At 68.4% G+C, this 244-nt stretch carries 1 pseudogene; it reads right to left on the bottom strand.

The annotated features are described in order from the left end of the window. Window positions 1-115 (bottom strand): annotated as a pseudogene (locus SB771_RS36440) (VIT family protein); the annotation flags it as partial. Window positions 116-244: the final 129 nt, after the last annotated feature.

The raw sequence follows: 244 nt of genomic DNA, 5'->3' as shown, positions 1-244 counted from the left end.
TCAACGCGGCGCCGGTGATGAGGCTCGCGGTGGAGACGATGCCGTCGTTGGCGCCGAGCACCGCGGCGCGCAGCCAGTTGCTGCGGAAAATCCGGTGATGTTCTTTGGAAGGCATTGCCGTGGACCCGTTCAAGGCGCGACAAGGCTGGCGGCGGACGGCCGCCGCCAGCGGCTCAACGCGGCGTCACGCGCACCGCGGTGAGCAAGCCTATCACGCAAAGCGTGGCCTGTTCGCCCTCGTAGG

This window comes from Burkholderia sp. SIMBA_051, assembly GCF_046534915.1.
Lineage (GTDB): Bacteria > Pseudomonadota > Gammaproteobacteria > Burkholderiales > Burkholderiaceae > Burkholderia > Burkholderia ambifaria.
Note: the sequence above shows the minus strand (reverse complement) of the source record. Positions and strands in the feature narration are given on the sequence as shown.